This window comes from Solibacillus silvestris (assembly GCF_051967575.1).
Taxonomy (GTDB): Bacteria; Bacillota; Bacilli; order Bacillales_A; family Planococcaceae; genus Solibacillus; species Solibacillus silvestris_B.
The window spans coordinates 65,627-82,051 of the sequence record NZ_JBQCJW010000010.1 but is presented as its reverse complement, the minus strand read 5'-3'; the positions used below and the strand labels follow the sequence as shown (position 1 = coordinate 82,051).

Annotated in this window: 17 protein-coding genes; 4 read left to right on the top strand and 13 right to left on the bottom strand. The window is 43.0% G+C overall.

All coding sequences use genetic code 11. From position 1 onward, the window contains the following. Positions 1 to 120: 120 nt before the first annotated feature. Positions 121 to 1,050: a nuclease-related domain-containing protein gene (locus tag ACTHOQ_RS08915; protein ID WP_440495583.1), complete on the top strand. Its 930-nt coding sequence runs from the start codon at positions 121 to 123 to the stop codon at positions 1,048 to 1,050. A gap of 99 nt (positions 1,051 to 1,149) precedes the next feature. Beyond that, positions 1,150 to 1,362, top strand: coding sequence for a transposase (locus ACTHOQ_RS08910; protein ID WP_440495633.1), 213 nt, complete (start codon positions 1,150 to 1,152; stop codon positions 1,360 to 1,362). 675 nt (positions 1,363 to 2,037) lie between these two features. Here the strand turns inward: ACTHOQ_RS08910 and eno are convergent. The 9 genes from eno to ACTHOQ_RS08865 all read right to left on the bottom strand — a co-directional run bounded on the left by eno (position 2,038) and on the right by ACTHOQ_RS08865 (position 11,436). Further along, positions 2,038 to 3,330 carry a phosphopyruvate hydratase gene (gene eno / locus ACTHOQ_RS08905; RefSeq protein ID WP_440495582.1) on the bottom strand — a complete coding sequence of 431 codons (1,293 nt, stop codon included), beginning with the start codon at positions 3,328 to 3,330 and terminating at the stop codon, positions 2,038 to 2,040. A 79-nt stretch (positions 3,331 to 3,409) separates the two neighbouring features. Beyond that, the gene (gene gpmI, locus ACTHOQ_RS08900; protein WP_440495581.1) at positions 3,410 to 4,951 is read right to left on the bottom strand and encodes a 2,3-bisphosphoglycerate-independent phosphoglycerate mutase; all 1,542 of its coding nucleotides are present in this window, start codon (positions 4,949 to 4,951) and stop codon (positions 3,410 to 3,412) included. After that, positions 4,944 to 5,705: a triose-phosphate isomerase gene (gene tpiA, locus ACTHOQ_RS08895; RefSeq protein WP_440495579.1), complete on the bottom strand. Its 762-nt coding sequence runs from the start codon at positions 5,703 to 5,705 to the stop codon at positions 4,944 to 4,946. Before tpiA ends, gpmI begins: the two co-directional genes overlap by 8 nt. Positions 5,706 to 5,818: 113 nt before the next feature. Further along, complete coding sequence (locus ACTHOQ_RS08890) at positions 5,819 to 7,003, bottom strand: phosphoglycerate kinase (protein WP_440495577.1); 1,185 nt, start codon at positions 7,001 to 7,003, stop codon at positions 5,819 to 5,821. A 290-nt stretch (positions 7,004 to 7,293) separates the two neighbouring features. Then, a complete protein-coding gene (gene gap / locus ACTHOQ_RS08885; protein ID WP_440495575.1) occupies positions 7,294 to 8,307 on the bottom strand; it encodes a type I glyceraldehyde-3-phosphate dehydrogenase in 1,014 nt (337 codons plus the stop codon). A gap of 66 nt (positions 8,308 to 8,373) precedes the next feature. After that, positions 8,374 to 9,402 (bottom strand): sugar-binding transcriptional regulator, encoded by a 1,029-nt coding sequence (locus ACTHOQ_RS08880; protein ID WP_440495573.1) that lies wholly within the window; start codon positions 9,400 to 9,402, stop codon positions 8,374 to 8,376. 165 nt (positions 9,403 to 9,567) lie between these two features. After that, the gene (locus tag ACTHOQ_RS08875; RefSeq protein WP_440495572.1) at positions 9,568 to 9,801 is read right to left on the bottom strand and encodes a glutaredoxin family protein; all 234 of its coding nucleotides are present in this window, start codon (positions 9,799 to 9,801) and stop codon (positions 9,568 to 9,570) included. A 144-nt stretch (positions 9,802 to 9,945) separates the two neighbouring features. Continuing rightward, a complete protein-coding gene (locus ACTHOQ_RS08870; RefSeq protein WP_440495571.1) occupies positions 9,946 to 10,716 on the bottom strand; it encodes a TPM domain-containing protein in 771 nt (256 codons plus the stop codon). 123 nt (positions 10,717 to 10,839) lie between these two features. After that, positions 10,840 to 11,436, bottom strand: coding sequence for a LemA family protein (locus tag ACTHOQ_RS08865; protein ID WP_440495569.1), 597 nt, complete (start codon positions 11,434 to 11,436; stop codon positions 10,840 to 10,842). A gap of 95 nt (positions 11,437 to 11,531) precedes the next feature. Here ACTHOQ_RS08865 and ACTHOQ_RS08860 point away from each other — a divergent pair, with 95 nt between their 5' ends. Together ACTHOQ_RS08860 and ACTHOQ_RS08855 are read left to right on the top strand one after the other, a co-directional pair. Beyond that, the gene (locus ACTHOQ_RS08860; RefSeq protein WP_440495568.1) at positions 11,532 to 12,143 is read left to right on the top strand and encodes a spore coat protein; all 612 of its coding nucleotides are present in this window, start codon (positions 11,532 to 11,534) and stop codon (positions 12,141 to 12,143) included. A 198-nt stretch (positions 12,144 to 12,341) separates the two neighbouring features. Beyond that, on the top strand, positions 12,342 to 12,518 hold the full coding sequence (locus ACTHOQ_RS08855; RefSeq protein ID WP_440495566.1) for an asparagine synthase: 177 nt from the start codon (positions 12,342 to 12,344) through the stop codon (positions 12,516 to 12,518). Between the two features lie 176 nt (positions 12,519 to 12,694). On the opposite strand, the gene ACTHOQ_RS08850 is transcribed toward ACTHOQ_RS08855, so the two are convergent. From ACTHOQ_RS08850 to preA, 4 genes are all read right to left on the bottom strand, one after another. Further along, positions 12,695 to 13,147 (bottom strand): nucleotide-binding protein, encoded by a 453-nt coding sequence (locus tag ACTHOQ_RS08850; RefSeq protein WP_440495565.1) that lies wholly within the window; start codon positions 13,145 to 13,147, stop codon positions 12,695 to 12,697. Positions 13,148 to 13,369: 222 nt separating this feature from the next. After that, positions 13,370 to 13,609, bottom strand: coding sequence for a hypothetical protein (locus ACTHOQ_RS08845; RefSeq protein WP_440495564.1), 240 nt, complete (start codon positions 13,607 to 13,609; stop codon positions 13,370 to 13,372). 19 nt (positions 13,610 to 13,628) lie between these two features. Next, the gene (locus tag ACTHOQ_RS08840) at positions 13,629 to 15,110 is read right to left on the bottom strand and encodes an NCS1 family transporter (RefSeq protein ID WP_440495563.1); all 1,482 of its coding nucleotides are present in this window, start codon (positions 15,108 to 15,110) and stop codon (positions 13,629 to 13,631) included. Between the two features lie 46 nt (positions 15,111 to 15,156). Further along, on the bottom strand, positions 15,157 to 16,425 hold the full coding sequence (gene preA, locus ACTHOQ_RS08835; RefSeq protein WP_440495561.1) for an NAD-dependent dihydropyrimidine dehydrogenase subunit PreA: 1,269 nt from the start codon (positions 16,423 to 16,425) through the stop codon (positions 15,157 to 15,159).

The following is a 16,425-nucleotide window of genomic DNA, read 5'->3' as shown; positions in this document are numbered from 1 at the left end:
TCTTTTCCCGATCTGAAAAAGGGTAGTACCTTTTTCCGTTTTCATTGGAAAAAGATATTTTCAGGCATTCTGTTTTCTTAGAGATTTGCACTTGCTATAGTAAAGACAGGAGGTGAAAAATTGCAGCAATCAAGGCATTATTTATTTGTCAAAACATTGATGAACCGCATTAAAAAGGATGATTTTGACTCACCCGCAATCGAGCAGGAATTTTACCGACTAGAGGCTGGATTATCGGGAGAACAAAAGTTAACAAGGTTGCTTTCGGACTATCATTTTAAAACAGCTTCCCATATTTTCTATAATTTTGAATGTATCAATACAAAAGGCTTCACTCACCAAATGGACGCCTTGCTCATCACACCGAATTTTGTCGTCGTCATGGAAGTCAAACAAATGTCCGGTACCCTTTTCTACAAACCCGCCTTGCATGAATTTTCCCGTGTACAGGACAATGTCAGTGAAAATTTCCCCAATCCTTTTGACCAAGCGTATCGTCACCAGCTTTTTTTGGAACACCAATTCAAAGCATGGCAAATTTCGATTCCCGTTTACCACATTGTCGTTCTGGCAAATTACCGCGCCACACTCGATCATTCCCTTACCAGTTTCCCGATTATGCATTTGAGCGGCATCCCGAGATTTATCGAAAAACTATATAAGCAGCACACAAATCCTCGTACGAACATTACTTTTCTGCAAAATCAATTAGAGCAATTATATGAACAGCTTCCCCCTCGCAGGACAATCGAAAAGCACCGGCTTCGCAATGGCGTTCTCTGTAAACAGTGCGACTATGTCAATGAAATGCATTATAGGCAAGGTTATTTTATCTGTCCGGTTTGCGGAATGAAAAGTAAAGAAGCATTATACGAAACTTTTCTGCAATACCGAATTTTAGTCGGCCCCCGGATCACGAATAAAGAGTTCCGAGAGTTTTTTAGTATTCCCTGTATCCATATCGCTTCGAAACTACTGGCGAAAGCAGGATTGGAAAAGCACGGGGTGAATAAAGGGACGTATTATTTGATTCCGGAGAGGTTTGAGTAGATGGAAAGCTGCGGGAATTTTACAATGAAATTAAAGGAAGTGACGCCAATGAAAGAAAAACAAAGCCGAAAGCGGTTAGATGCATAAACTAAAGAATTCATCATTAAATCCGTCGTGGAAGATGAGGCAAAAATTTCGGATTTAGCAGGTCAATACGAAGTCGGCCCTTCTACCATTCATAAATGGGTGAAACAATATCACGAGTCGCAAAGCGAAGGTGCTTCATACTTGATTCCAGTGAGCGATGTGGAGAAATTAAAGGCAGCGTACGAGAAAAAATGCGTGCGTTGGAAGAAGAGAATGAGATTTTGAGAAAGGCTATGGAGTTTGCTCAAAAAAACAAGTGAGCTGGTTGAAGACAAAGTACTCAGAATGATGTTCAGCGCCACATTTCTAGTTATAGGGATGTGGCATTTTTAATTGAACGGATTTTTCTATATATACCCGTGTTATTGATTTACCTTGGCTCAAGGGTTTTTCTAATATATCTGTAAATGTTCTAATATAAATTTATTTGTTCTAATATATTGCCGGTTTTCTAATATAACTGCCCCATGTGCTAATAAGTACTCCGGATGGGCTAATAAAGCTTATACATGTTCTAATATCCTGCTGCCATTTTCTAATAAACCACTCATTTGTTCTAATAAAATCAAGGCACGCTTTTTCCTCGCCCATTTCACCGGCAAATCTAGCTGTCATTGATCCTAAACAAGAGGAACCTCTAATATCCGGCCAATTTCTTCTAATACCGCTCTTACTTCTTCTAATAACCGGCTCAATTGTTCTAATAAAAGAGGTGCCCTTGCCCTGCCCAGAAACTTGCTTTTGCCCGCACACTTGCCCATTGAAATCGGTTCCGCCCTTGCCTTACTCAAAAACTTGCCGCAATCTCTGACTTAAACCGTTGCCCGGCACCCGCAACTCAACCCTTCCCCTCCCAATAAAAAGCACCCGCCACAAAAGCGAGTGCTCAAACATAATCCATTATTTAATATTGTAGAAAGAATTCAATCCTTCAAAACGGCCAGTTGATCCCAATTGATCCTCGATGCGCAGTAATTGGTTGTACTTCGCAACACGGTCTGTACGAGACGGTGCACCTGTTTTGATTTGTCCTGCGTTTGTTGCTACCGCGATATCTGCGATTGTATTGTCTTCTGATTCGCCTGAACGGTGAGAAATTACTGCTGTATAGCCAGCACGTTTTGCCATTTCGATCGCTTCGAAAGTTTCTGTTAATGTACCGATTTGGTTCACTTTGATTAAAATCGAGTTGCCAACGCCTTCTTCGATACCGCGCGATAATTTTGTCGTGTTTGTTACGAACAGATCGTCACCAACTAATTGTACGCGGTCACCGATACGCTCTGTTAATAGTTTGTGGCCAGCCCAGTCGTTTTCGTCCAAGCCGTCTTCGATTGAGATGATCGGGTATTTAGAAGTTAATTCTTCATACCATGCAACCATTTCTTCAGAAGTTTTTTCTACGCCTTCACCAGCTAAAACGTATTTGCCAGTTTCTTTGTTGTAAAGCTCAGAAGAGGCAACGTCAAGTGCGATACGAATATCATCGCCCATTTTGTAGCCGGCTTTTTCTACCGCTTCAATAATAACAGTGATCGCTTCTTCGTTTGAACTTAAGTTTGGCGCGAAACCGCCTTCGTCACCTACTGCTGTGTTGTAGCCTTTACCTTTTAAAACGGCTTTTAAGTTATGGAAAACTTCCGTACCCATACGCAATGCTTCTTTAAATGATTTTGCACCAACCGGCATGACCATGAATTCCTGAATATCTACGTTGTTGTCTGCATGTTCACCCCCGTTGATGATGTTCATCATCGGCAATGGCAATTGTTTTGAATTGAAGCCGCCAAGATATTGGTATAGCGGAATATCCAAGTAGTCTGCAGCTGCGTGCGCTACTGCCATTGATACACCTAGAATCGCATTTGCACCTAATTTGCCTTTGTTTTCTGTCCCGTCAAGCTCGATTAACGCTTGGTCGATTACAACTTGGTCCAATACTGAATATTGGCCTTCCAATTCCTCAGCGATAATTGTGTTTACGTTTTCTACCGCTTTTTCAACACCTTTACCTAAGTAGCGGCCTTTATCTCCATCGCGCAATTCGACTGCTTCATATTCGCCAGTAGATGCACCTGATGGCACGATTGCACGGCCAAATGCACCTGATTCTGTGAATACTTCTACTTCCACTGTTGGGTTACCGCGAGAGTCCAAAACTTCGCGAGCGTATACTTGAGTAATGAATGGCATAATAAAATTCTCCTCTGTCAATAAATTTATTAGTTGCTTGCCCGAAAAACACAAGCAATATAATCAACCGCGCAAAAAATTACTTTTCGCTTGGCATAACTAACGATTTCCCCGTCATTTCAGCAGGCTGCGGAATATGCAGCAAATCAAGCATTGTCGGTGCCAAATCCGCTAAAATTCCATCTTCATGCAGCATGGCACCAGGCTTTGTCACGATTACCGGCACCGGGTTTGTCGTATGTGCCGTCATTGGCTGATCGTCAAGAGTCACTACTTCATCCGAGTTGCCATGGTCTGCTGTAATAATCGCATGACCGCCTTTTGCAATAATCGCATCCACGACTTTCCCCAGGCACTCGTCTACTGCTTCAATCGCTTTAATCGTCGGTGCGAGCATGCCGGAATGCCCGACCATATCCGGGTTGGCAAAGTTTAAAATAATCGCGTCAAACTTGTCCGCCGCAATTGCATTCAGCAATGCATCCGTTACTTCATAGGCGCTCATCTCCGGCTTTAAATCATATGTCGCAACTTTTGGCGATGCGATTAAAATTCGTTCCTCCCCGGCAAAAGTATCTTCACGACCACCGCTCATAAAGAATGTCACATGCGGATACTTTTCTGTTTCCGCGATGCGCAGCTGAGTTTTTCCTGCTTTTGAGATTACTTCACCGACTGTATTGACTAAGTTGTCATTTTCGTATGCGACATCCGCTACAACGTCATCACTGTAATGTGTAAACGATACGAATTTCAGATTCGTCGGATGATTTTCAGAGCGTTGCATAGCGTCAAATTTTTCATTCGTCATTAAAGACGATAATTGAATCGCACGGTCCGGACGGAAGTTGAAGAATATAACCGCATCGTTCGTGCTGATCGTTGCGGCAGGTCTTCCTTCTTCTGTCACGACAAACGGCACGACGAATTCATCAGTCAATTCACGTTCATACGAAGACTCGACACCTGCTGTTGCAGTGGAAGCTGTTTGACCGATACCATCAACTAACGCATTGTACGTTAAGCCGACACGTTCCCAGCGGCGGTCACGGTCCATTGCATAATAGCGGCCATGAATCGATGCGAACTTCCCGATCCCGATTTCTTTCATTTGTTTTTCTGTTTCAAGAATATATCCAAGTGCTGTCGTTGGACCGACATCACGTCCATCAAGGAAACCGTGGACATACACTTGCTCCAGACCATTTGCTTTCGCCAATTTTAACAAGGCAAAAAGATGCTCATAATGGCTATGAACACCGCCATCTGAAAGCAGACCCATTAAATGGAGCTTTGAACCATGTGCTTTCGCATGTTCAACCGCCGCAAGAAATGATTCATTCCGGAAAAAATCGCCTTCGCGGATCGATTTATGGATGCGTGTCAAGCTTTGATAGACGATGCGTCCGGCACCGATATTTAAGTGCCCTACTTCAGAGTTCCCCATCTGGCCATCCGGCAGACCTACCGATTCACCGCTCGCGATCAATGTAGCGTGAGGATAGGCATTCCAATAACGGTCAAAATTCGGTTTGTTCGCTTGTGCAACGGCATTGCCCTTTACTTCTTCGCGAAAAGCAAAACCGTCCAAAATAATTAATGCAACAGGTTGTTTAGGCATTTGCTGCCGCCTCCAATAATTTCATAAATGATTCTGTTTGTAAGCTTGCACCACCTACTAAAGCGCCATCAATATGCTCTTTTGACAATAATTCCTCAATATTTTCGGGTTTTACACTGCCGCCGTACTGAATGCGGATTTTCTCAGCTGTATCTTTTCCGTACAATGTTTCTACTGCTAAACGGATTGCGCCGCATACTTTGTTGGCATCGTCGGCAGTTGCGGTTTTCCCTGTTCCAATCGCCCAAATCGGTTCATAGGCAATGACCATATGCTCTACCTCAACTGCTGCAAAGCCCTCTAAAGCTTTCGTAACTTGGCTTGCCACTTTCGCTTCCGTTTTATCGGCTTCACGTTCTTCCAATGTTTCGCCACAGCAAATGATCGGCACGATGCCATGATTCAATGCTGCACGCACTTTTTTATTCACGGCTTCGTCTGTTTCATTGAATAGTTCGCGACGCTCCGAATGCCCCAAAATAACATAATCGACATTGATATTCGAAAGCATTGCAGGGCTAATTTCTCCCGTAAATGCACCTTCATCTTCAAAATGCATGTTTTGTGCGCCAATGGCAAGCGACGAATCTTCCGCCGCCACGACTAAAGTCGGCAAATAAAGTGCCGGTGAGCAAATGACTGCATCCATTTTTTCCGGAGAAGGAATCGCCTGTTGAATTTCCTCGACAAAATCAACCGCCTCATCAAATGATTTATACATTTTCCAGTTTCCTGCTATGATTGGTTTTCGCATTTCAGAATCCCTCCATTTAATCAATTATCCCCCTGCATAATTGCATTTAAATCCACTATATCCGCCAGGGGCCTAACTTGTATCAGTGCGGTAACATACTGAAAACAGTTAAGTTATTTATCGTTTAACGCTACAATGCCTGGCAATTCCTTGCCTTCCATTAACTCCAATGATGCACCGCCGCCTGTTGAAATATGGTCCATTTGTGATGCAACTTCGAATTTTTCCACCGCTGCCGCTGAATCTCCGCCGCCGATAATTGTGTAGCCTTCTGTTTGCGCCATTGCCTCAGCGACTGTTTTCGTGCCATTTGCGAATTTTTCCATTTCAAACACACCCATTGGCCCGTTCCAAATGATAAGCTTTGACTGTTTAATCACTTCAGCATAGTTTGCCGCTGTTTTCGGTCCGATATCAAGCCCCATCCAGCCGGAAGGAATCGCATCAATTCCCACTACCTTTGTAGCCGCATCTTTTGAAAACTCGTTTGCCACGACTGCATCGACAGGCATGTGCAGCTGAACGCCTTTTTCTTTCGCTTTTTCGATAAAACCTTTCGCAAGCTCGATTTTGTCTTCTTCAAGCAATGAATTTCCGATATTATGCCCCATCGCTTTTACGAATGTAAATACGAGGCCGCCGCCGATAATCAAATGATCCACTTTGTCCAATAAATTTTCGATGACGCCTATTTTATCTTTCACTTTCGCACCGCCGATAATCGCCGTAAATGGCCGTTCCGGATTGGATAATGCTTTCCCTAATACGTCCAGCTCTTTTTCCATTAGCAAGCCAGATACAGCCGGTACATGCTTTGCGATGCCTTCAGTGGAAGCATGTGCGCGGTGAGCCGCCCCGAATGCATCGTTTACATAAAGGTCCGCCAATTTCGCAAACTCCTTCGCCAATGCTTCGTCGTTCTTCTCTTCCCCTTTATGGAAGCGCACGTTTTCAAGAAGAATAATGTCTCCGTCCTGCATGCCGTTTACTGCCGCTTCAACTTCCGCACCGACTGATTCATCCAGCTTTTTCACAGGCTTGTTCATCAGTTCAGATAAGCGTGCGCCCACAGCTGTCAAGCGCATATCTTCATTCACTTCGCCTTTTGGGCGGCCGAGATGGGATGCTAAAATCACTTTAGCTCCTGCATTCACCAATTGTTCAATTGTTGGAATGGCTGCACGAATACGCGTATCGTCCGTAATATTGCCTTCTTCCATCGGCACATTGAAATCGACCCGTACAAATACACGTTTCCCTTTTACATCTGCATCATTCATTGATTTCTTTAAAAACATAAAGAAAATCCTCCTTCATCATTCTTCAACTAAAATGTTATTTGATTTATAATGCTCGCTTGTTCAAATAGTATCAAAATTTGGTAAGGCTGTCTTGTAATGCCCTTATATATTATCCGAAAAAAAGAGCGGTCGGGTAAGTCCCTGCCGCTCTTTTACCCTTATATATTATAAGGCGTATACCTATTAAAGGCTATACTTTTTATGTTGAATAACAATTAATATGTCACATTTTTTCTTCGTTTACGAAAAAGTATGTCACAATAGATTTTCCGCCTAGCACTGAATGATTACGCTTCTTCCATTCCTTGTGCTGCAATATACAATGCTAAATCCATTAAACGAGTTGAGTAGCCGATTTCGTTGTCATACCAAGATACAACCTTCGCCATGCGGTTTTCCATTACCATTGTTGATAAGCCGTCAATTGTTGATGAGGCCGGGTTACCATTATAGTCAATCGATACTAACGGTAATTCGTTGTAAGCAAGAATGCCTTTTAAGTCGCCTTCTGATGCTTCTTTTAATGCCGTGTTGATTGAATCTGCAGTTACGTCTTTATCCAATTCAACAACTAAGTCAACACATGAAACGTTTGGCGTCGGAACACGCATCGAGAAGCCATCCAGTTTGCCTTTTAATTGCGGCAATACTTTTGATACTGCTACCGCTGCACCTGTAGTTGTCGGAATCATTGATACTGCGCCTGCACGTGCACGACGCGGGTCAGAGTGCGGGAAGTCAAGGATACGCTGGTCATTTGTATAAGAGTGGATCGTTGTCATCATACCACGCTTGATACCGAATTTTTCATCCAATACTTTTGCAAGCGGCGCTAAACAGTTTGTCGTACAAGAAGCATTTGAAATGACATTTTGCGATGGGTCATAATCTTTATGGTTAACGCCCATTACATATGTTGGCATATCGCCTTTTGCTGGTGCTGAAAGAATCGCTTTTTTTGCGCCGGCTTCGATATGTTTCGATACTTCTTCCATCGAACGCCATCTGCCAGTACATTCTAAAACAACGTCTACACCAAGGTCACCCCATGGTAATTTTGCAGGATCTTTTTCCGAAAGCACTTGAATGCGCTTGCCGTTTACGATAAATGCATCTTCTTCTGCTTGAACGTCTGCATCATAAACTCCATGTACCGAGTCATACTTTAATAGATGCGCCAACTGTCCAGCATCCGTTAAATCATTTACCGCAACTACTTCAAATTCCTCGTGCTTTAAAGCTTCACGGAATACTAAACGTCCGATTCGACCAAATCCGTTAATTGCTAATTGTAATGCCATGTGTAATTCCTCCAATATCTTTATTATTTAAACAGTATGTGTAATGGACATACTTTTAAAAACACTTTAGTTCTTAATGATTGTTTTTGCGGTTTGTTCATCTGTTATTAAAATCGTTTGTGCTGCAGCGTTTTTGAAATACGCTTGAATGGCAGCCGCCTTGTTTAGCCCTGCTGCAATCGCGATCACGTTTCGTGCTTTATTCACTTGCTCAAGTTGGATGCCGATTGTACGAATATGATGAACAATGTCGCCTTCCGCATTAAAATAATAGCCAAAAGCCTCGCCAACTGCTCCTTTTTGTTCGAGCGTTTGCTGCTCCTGCTGTGAACTATTGCGACGAAGCGCCATTTCCTGTGCTGCGCCAATACCATGCACGACAATATCTACCTCGTCATACATTGTCATCATCTCTTCAATGATCGGCTCATGCTTCATCGCTTCATACGCCTGCTCGCTTAAATGCTCCGGCAAAAACAATGTCCGATATGTCGCGCCGCATCTTTTCGCAAATTTTGAGACGACAGTATTTGCCTGGAATGTCATCTCGTCGCCCATACCGCCGCGGGCTGCAATAAACTTTGCATCGCTGAGCACTGTACTCGGCGTTAAATATTCTTTCATCGAAGCGACACTGCTTCCGCCTGTCACGGCAATTTTGTCTTTGCCTTCCGCTTTTTGCAGAAGTATTTGTACAGCTTCTTTGCCTAGCTGCTGCATTACTGCAATATCTTGTTCAACATCGCCTGCAACTATGATTACGCGTGCGATGCCAAACCGTTTAGCGAGCTGTTGTTCCATTGCCACAATACCCGACAGTTCCCGATACAATTCGGAAAGCTGTTCCAATACTTCATACCCTTTTGGCGTACAAATCATGCCCTTTTTCTGAATCGAAATCAATTGCTGTTCGCTTAATACGGTTGTTTCGTTGCGGATATCGCGCTCTGTTAAATCAAGCTGTTCTCCTAAAGCGCGTCTGCCAATCGGCCCAAATGTCGCTAATGTCTTTAATACACGAAACCTTTTTTGAAAAAGTGCATCGATTTCAGGCATTAATTTACGCTCTGCTTCAAAAAAAGAAACATTGTCCAAAAAATCACCTACTTGAGTTTGTTGGACATATTTTGCCCCACTTAATTATTTTTAGTCCCACAGCAGACAAAAAAATAATTTCTGCCTTTATTATAAATTGAATAATAATGATTTGCAACACATAGCCTAGCATATTTACGAATATTTTACAAAAGGCGGAAGCAGCTAATCCGCTAGCGCCTCATACAATGTCGCATAATCAAGCTGCCCGTATTGGATCACTTTGCCGTCTCGTTCAACGACCGGAATCATGATCATATATTTTTCGTGCATTTCGTCATCATCTTCAATATTATATTGTTCGATTGCAAAGTCGATGTCTTCCTGCACAATTTTCAATGTGTGCAAACCTTCCACGCAGAGCTCGCAGTTCGGTCTTGAATAAAATTTGACGATCAATGGCGTTTCCCCCTTTTCGCATTATTATAGCCAACGAAATTCTAGTTGGAAATAAAAGACTTTGATGTTTTGAAATTTATCGGAAAATCGCCACATTAAAATGGCATCTTACCGAAAAAGAGTAAGATGCCATTAAATCAGCGATCAAAACTTCCTGCCCGCACCTCCGCCAAATGAGCCGCCACCGCCGAAGCCACCAAAGCCTCCTGACGAACCTCCGCTGCCGAAACCTCCGCCAAAGCCTCCCGGGAATCCGCCACTGCGGTATACACGTCGCGCAGTTCTGCGACGCCCGCCAGGACCGCCGCCACCGCCTATTTTCGAAATGATGAGATAGAGAATAATAATAAATATAATGACCCCTATCGAAATGCCTTCTCCATCATCCGATGAAACAGGCTTCACTAAATCAGCGCCTCCCGCTTCACCACCCATTTCCTCATAAAAAACGGAAAAAATATTCGCAAAGGCATTTGTATAATCCCCATTTTTTAAATATGGCATCATATACTCATCAATCATGCCGCCAAGCTTCCCATCGGGGTAGTCGCCTTCCAAGCCGCCCCCGACCGTAATCCAAACATCATTTTTCTCTGGTCCTTGCTCAGTCGTGGCAAAAATCAGCATGCCATTATCGGTTTCTGAATTACCGATTCCCCATTTCCGAATCGTTTCTGTGCCGAATTCATATGGATCCAGCCCTCCGATTGTATCGATTGTCATCATTACAATGACATTGCCTGTCGAGCCTTCCAGCGCTTTTGCGGATTGAATGAGATTTTGTTCGACATCGTCGGATAATACATTTGCATAATCATAGACGTATGAGTTGTAGGCTGGTTTTTCAGGTATGACCGCCATTGCCTGAAGCGGTAATAGCGTTAACAATAAAAATAGCGAGACGATCACTCTCATATGCAGTCCCCCTTTAGAAGCTACGGACGATGCCGACACCTCCTTGATTACTTCGATCATTTCTTATTTATGAACATGCTTAATGATGATAGCCAAATTTCTGCATTATACTTTTAAATTAATTTAATCGCCTTTTCCAAAATCAACAGCCGGTGTTTCTTCCACACCGTCTTTAATTTCAAAATAATCTTTTTGGTCAAAGCCGAACATGCCTGCGATCAAATTTCCCGGAAATCGGCGAACATCATTATTAAATTGCTGGACCGTATCATTATAATCTTTCCGTGCCACAGCCAAACGATTTTCCGTCCCGGCCAATTCATCCATTAAGCGTGTAAATTGCACATCCGCCTTTAATGTCGGGTAGTTCTCGATTACAACCATTAATCGTGATAAAGCTGAAGCTAAATCATTGTTTGCGTCTGCCGCCTCTTCAACTGTATTGGCATTGCCGTATTGTGTGCGTGCCTCCGCAATTTGCGTGAAAATCTCTTCCTCATGCGCAGCGTACCCTTTTACTGTATTAACTAAATTCGGTATTAAATCAAATCGGCGCTTTAATTGATTTTCTACTTGCGCCCATGCTGCATCCACCGTTTCTTCACCTGATACTAAATTGTTGTATTTCGGCACTACTAGCATTGCTGCGATAACAATTATCGCGACAATCGCAATAAGCGCAATTAAAACGGCACTTCCTCGCTCATTTTTTCTAAACATTTGCCCCATCCTCTCTTTTTTCAAAAAAGCGTATATTTTTTTTTTTGTTTCTCACAATAAGAACGTACAAAATTTCTTATTATGGAGGTTACTTAATGTTTACCCAATCATCCCAATCTCAAGACAACCAAATGCCCCTTTCAATGAATCATGGCGCACATGAATTACTGGATGTACATGAAGTATTAAGCGCTATGATTGGCGGATTGAATCAATTTGTTTTGCTGCGCGACCAAGTGCAGGATCCCGAGCTCCTATCTATTATGGATCGACAATACCCGTTTATGCTTGACGAATATAATATTACGATGGAAGCGTATAAAACAGGCCATGACCCGCAGCATCCAACACGCAGCTATAATATGCAGCTTGGAAATGACACGACATATGGCCTGAAACCAGGTGAACCGAAAAAACCGATTACCTCGGCAAACGAGATTAACGATGCGGTTATTTCAGGTTTCCTGCTCAGCTGTCATAAAGTGGGCGCCACAGGAAAGACTGCCGCTGCATTGGAATGCACAAATCCTGTTGTACGCCGCGTGCTGCAGGACTCTGTGCCAAATTGCGTTGAAATGGCATACGAGCTGTCATTGTATCAAAACAAAAAAGGCTATTATCAAGTGCCTCAGCTTTCACAGCAGGATATGAATGCGATGCTCAATATGTACGGCCAAGCGCAACAGGCGAAAAACATGCCGAACTGATTTTCGATTAAAAAGCATTGACCGGATGTGTCGATTAACCCCTCAATAATAATTGGCATAAACCGATATTAATACATTTAATTTACAGTTATCCAGTATTTACTTGCAGAAAAAGAAAAATATAAGAATACACTCCCCCTAACCGACAAACAATAGTAATGGTGTTAATACACCTACTACGATGAAGGAGGGACTTTTATGAGCAATATTCGTGAAGGTTTAATTCCGACTGTACTTGGATCAGCTGTTACTGCCGCGGGGTATGTCATGAAACAAAAAAATGGCACGAACAAAATGGTCGCCAATACTCTTTTCGGTTTCGGCCTGGCCCATATCGTATTGGGCGCAATTGACCTTGTAGAACATCGTAAGTAGAAACGGCAGTATGGACCGCTACGGGAAAATGCTGGCTCAAAGGATTGGAATGATTCTTTGCGGCCAGCTTTTCCATGGAAAATCATGCAATAAAAACGCCCAACTTTCTATGCACTGAGAAAGTTGGGCAAGCTATTAGCATACAGAACTTAACAACGCTACTTTTTAAGCCCGCATCAATTCATTTTGCAGCCACACTCTCCGCAAAACTTTATAGGTTCTCTGTAGTGCTCGCTGCAGTTTGCACAAGTATATGTTTGTGAAACCTGCATGTCTTGTTTCATGCCATTTTCAACAGTTCCGCCTATTTCTTCCTCCTCGATGCCAGCTAATTTACTGCGTTCATTCAATTCTTCAATTTCCTGTTCCAGCAGCGCAATAGCCTTTTCTTTCGTCTCAATTTGAGCAAGCTGATAATTCACCATGCTAACTGAAAAAAGACTATTCCGGTTCATATTGACGATTTCCCCAATTTCCTGTTTGAGCACCTTTATCTCTTCTTCAATCACGCCAATTTGTTTTCGCGCTTTAGATCGATCGACCGCAAGAGATGTTTTGCTGCTGATTGTAGTGACCTTCTCGTTCACTTTTTTCTTCCATTTTTGAAATGTCCCTTTCCCTTCCCCCATAAAAGACCTCCACTTCATTTTGAAAGTTTGAATGAAAATCAATACAATCCGTCCATTGTATCCTTTTTACAATATGTAAATCCTTGTCGAAGTATTACGCAAAGCAGCCGTTTTTGTTTACTAGCCTTCAAGGTTTGTGAAGGCAAAATTAAAAACAGGTCCAGTACAAACACCGAACCCGTTTTATCCGAGCATCCTAATAAATATTCCAGATTTCAGGATTTACTTCGTATATATCCTATTCAAATTTAAACCATTTAATTGCTCATATAGTCTAGCAGAGAAATATTTTCTCGTATCCGCCATTCTAATATGCAGCAAACGCTCTTCATTGTTTTCCGGATTTATAAAAGTAACGAAAGCCCCTTCTAGATTTTCGTGTATGCTTTTAAAAATATAGTTTTCAGCAAGCAGCTCGTCAATTTGCTGGATTTCCTTTTCTACAAACTGAAATTCCGACATCATAGCACCCCGTTTCCATTTAATCTGTAGAAGCAGTTTGTTGAACGCCGATCGGTTCGGGCTTCACATCAATTTCCCAGCTGCGTCCCGCTGTAATGCCCAAATATTCGTCATCGCTAGGATTGACGATTTCAGCTTGCGGATACTTTTTGAACCACCAGAATTTCGCCAGTACGTAATAGATTGCCGCTCCTACAAAGAAGCCAACGAGCGAAGAAAATGACGGCCAAATATTTGCGATCAGTCCGCCAAGCACCCAAGCGATGATTCCTGCCACATTTACACCTTTTAAATAACGATATTGTCCGTCCACCTCATATAAGTCCCTTACATTTACACGTCGCTTACGAAGCAAATAATAATCAGCAAATAAAATGCCGACAATGGAAGATAAAATTCCGCCTACAACTAGCAAAACGCTATTTAAAATATCAAACAAACTCCATGGCTGAACAATCGTCCCTACAATGCCGGCAATTACTACACCTACCCAGAACGGTACTTTCGGTCCGCCGATATTCGAAAAAATAGTTGCTGCCGGAATGACGTTGGCGGAAGTATTCGTTGACCATTGAGCCAATACGATCATCGATAATAGCATAACGAGCACAATACCGCCCGCCGCTTGCTGCAGCGCATTGATTGGATCACCAGAACCTGTTGCCATATAACATACCGCACCGATAACAATCATTAGCGTATTGAAAATAGGCTGAACAACGAGCGAACCTAATAATTGTGTTTTATTCCGTTTGAACCAGTTCCGTTCATTTTTCGGCGCCTTAAAGAAACGCGAAAGTGTCGGCATATCCGCAGCCAAAGTGGCCCAGAAGCCCATGATCGCCATTGCGACTATCATAAATGCAGTAAACTGCTCAAAGCCTGTCTGCGGCGCTTCGACCCAAGACCATACCGCTTTTCCTTGTTCTTTCGCTTCAGCGGATAATTGCAAATACATCCAAATCGAAATGAAAATGATGATCGGTGCAGCAAAATCCGCGAAACGCTCGATCGATTTAATGCCTAATGAAACGTTGAATAGCTGCAATACCGCAAATACAAGAAAGCATACAAACCAATTGTCGAAGCCTGTCATAATATTCAGGATCCCATTGATCGCCAACGCCCCGAAATACGTATTAATACCAAACCAGCATGATGCCGTAAACGCACGGGCAAATGACGGCAAATGTGTTCCGATCGTTCCGAATGGTGCACGCATATAAACCGGAAACGACAATCCGTGCTCAACGCCGATATCGCCGATAATGACCATGAAAATACCGATCAAAATTGACCCTACCAATGTCGCTACTATTAGCATCGGCATACTTAAATTAATGATTCCACCCGCACCAATCGCAAATGCGGCTAATACAATGGCCATCCCTACCCAAATTACGCCGAAACCGAGCATCCCAATGTTGCGATTCTCGTGTGCAATAGGAAGTAAATCAGGTGATTTCAAATAATTGTTGCTTGAACCTTTTAATTCTGGCATCGCTCCACCTCACCTTATTTGATTTTACAAAGCCAATTAGCGGATACTACTTGAGGGCGGCGAATCCCGCAATTAATGACTGTCTTTCATTCCACGTCATTGGCGGTTGTGCATGTGGCAATTCCTTCATCGTAATTGCGCCTTCCGCAGGGCATACGATTGAACATAAATTACAGCCTACACAGTCCTCTTCACGTACTTTCAGCATTGGACGACCATTTTCCGAATACAGATCGATGCATTGATGGGAAGTATCTTCACAGGCAATATGGCATTTGTTGCAATTAATGCAAATATCATTGTTGATTTCTGCAACCACTTTGTAATTTAAGTCCAAATCACCCCAATCAGAATATTTCGGGACTGTTTTTCCGACTAAATCCATAACTGACCGCAAGCCTTTCTCATCCAAATAATTGCTCAATCCATCAATCATATCCTCTACAATGCTAAAGCCGTGATGCATCGCCGCTGTACAGACCTGTACACTTGTAGAACCCATCAATATAAATTCAGCAGCATCCTGCCAATTCGAAATTCCGCCAATTCCCGAAATTGGCACGTTCACATAAGGATTTCTTGCACATTCGCCCACCATATTAAGGGCAATCGGTTTAACCGCCGGACCGCAATATCCTCCATGCGCGCCTTTGTTGCCGACATGAGGAATTGTATTCCAGGAGTTCAAATCCACCCCTGCTAAACTGTTGATTGTGTTAATCATACTAATCGCATCTGCACCGCCGCGCACGGCCGCTTCCGCTGTTACAGTAATATCCGTAATATTCGGTGTCAGTTTGACGATGACAGGTACTTCAGCATATTCTTTCGCCCAATATGTCTGCTTTTCCACCAGTTCAGGCACTTGACCCGAAGCGGCACCCATGCCACGTTCCGCCATACCATGTGGGCAGCCGAAGTTTAATTCGAAGCCATCTACCCCGACATCCTGGACTTTTTTCACAATTTCATGCCATTTTTCAGCTTTCGGCTCCACCATTAACGAAGCGATGATCGTATTGTTTGGAAATCGTTTTTTCGTTTCGTAAATTTCTTTTAAATTCACTTCTAACGGACGGTCCGTGATGAGCTCAATATTGTTGAAACCCGCCACCTTTTGACCATTAAAACTTACGGCTGCAAAACGTGAAGAAACATTTAAAATAGGGTCCCCCAGCGTTTTCCACACTGCGCCGCCCCATCCCGCTTCAAACGCCCGCTGCACTTGATAGCCGGAGTTTGTTGGCGGTGCCGATGCCAACCAAAAAGGATTAGGTGACTTAATACCAGCAAAATTTATGCTTAAATCTGCCAT

Excerpts from the sequence above, each read along its gene's own strand:
- eno (WP_440495582.1), bottom strand. The coding sequence starts at position 3,330 with ATGCCATTCATTACTCAAGTATACGCTCGCGAAGTTTTGGACTCTCGC.
- gpmI (WP_440495581.1), bottom strand. The coding sequence starts at position 4,951 with ATGCCTAAACAACCTGTTGCATTAATTATTTTGGACGGTTTTGCTTTT.
- tpiA (WP_440495579.1), bottom strand. The coding sequence starts at position 5,705 with ATGCGAAAACCAATCATAGCAGGAAACTGGAAAATGTATAAATCATTT.
- ACTHOQ_RS08890 (WP_440495577.1), bottom strand. The coding sequence starts at position 7,003 with ATGTTTTTAAAGAAATCAATGAATGATGCAGATGTAAAAGGGAAACGT.
- gap (WP_440495575.1), bottom strand. The coding sequence starts at position 8,307 with ATGGCATTACAATTAGCAATTAACGGATTTGGTCGAATCGGACGTTTA.
- ACTHOQ_RS08870 (WP_440495571.1), bottom strand. The coding sequence starts at position 10,716 with ATGAGAGTGATCGTCTCGCTATTTTTATTGTTAACGCTATTACCGCTT.
- ACTHOQ_RS08865 (WP_440495569.1), bottom strand. The coding sequence starts at position 11,436 with ATGTTTAGAAAAAATGAGCGAGGAAGTGCCGTTTTAATTGCGCTTATT.
- ACTHOQ_RS08860 (WP_440495568.1), top strand. The coding sequence starts at position 11,532 with ATGTTTACCCAATCATCCCAATCTCAAGACAACCAAATGCCCCTTTCA.
- ACTHOQ_RS08855 (WP_440495566.1), top strand. The coding sequence starts at position 12,342 with ATGAGCAATATTCGTGAAGGTTTAATTCCGACTGTACTTGGATCAGCT.
- ACTHOQ_RS08850 (WP_440495565.1), bottom strand. The coding sequence starts at position 13,147 with ATGGGGGAAGGGAAAGGGACATTTCAAAAATGGAAGAAAAAAGTGAAC.
- ACTHOQ_RS08845 (WP_440495564.1), bottom strand. The coding sequence starts at position 13,609 with ATGTCGGAATTTCAGTTTGTAGAAAAGGAAATCCAGCAAATTGACGAG.
- ACTHOQ_RS08840 (WP_440495563.1), bottom strand. The coding sequence starts at position 15,110 with ATGCCAGAATTAAAAGGTTCAAGCAACAATTATTTGAAATCACCTGAT.
- preA (WP_440495561.1), bottom strand. The coding sequence starts at position 16,425 with ATGGCAGATTTAAGCATAAATTTTGCTGGTATTAAGTCACCTAATCCT.